Genomic DNA, 421 nt, shown 5'->3' on the forward strand with positions numbered 1-421 from the left:
TCTACTTGTACTGGTGTTGAAATGTTCCGTAAGCTTCTTGACGAAGGTCGTGCTGGTGAGAACATTGGTGCACTTCTACGTGGTACTAAGCGTGAAGACGTTGAACGTGGTCAAGTACTAGCTAAGCCTGGTTCAATCAACCCACATACTACATTCACTTCAGAAGTATACGTACTTTCTAAAGATGAAGGTGGTCGTCATACTCCATTCTTCAAAGGTTACCGTCCACAGTTCTACTTCCGTACAACTGACGTAACTGGTGACGTACAGTTACCAGAAGGCGTAGAAATGGTAATGCCTGGTGATAACATCAAGATGACAGTAACTCTAATCGCACCAATCGCGATGGATGAAGGTCTTCGTTTTGCTATCCGTGAAGGTGGTCGTACTGTAGGTGCTGGTGTTGTAGCAACTATCGTAG

The 421-nt window shown here is 44.9% G+C and carries 1 protein-coding gene; it reads left to right on the forward strand.

All coding sequences use genetic code 11. The annotated features are described in order from the left end of the window. On the forward strand, nucleotides 1-421 hold a 421-nt coding region (locus H5118_RS20425), incomplete at both ends, for an EF-Tu/IF-2/RF-3 family GTPase (RefSeq protein ID WP_404936241.1).

The sequence above is a fragment of the Pseudoalteromonas sp. SR41-1 genome, from assembly GCF_014164015.1.
Taxonomy (GTDB): domain Bacteria; phylum Pseudomonadota; class Gammaproteobacteria; order Enterobacterales; family Alteromonadaceae; genus Pseudoalteromonas; species Pseudoalteromonas distincta.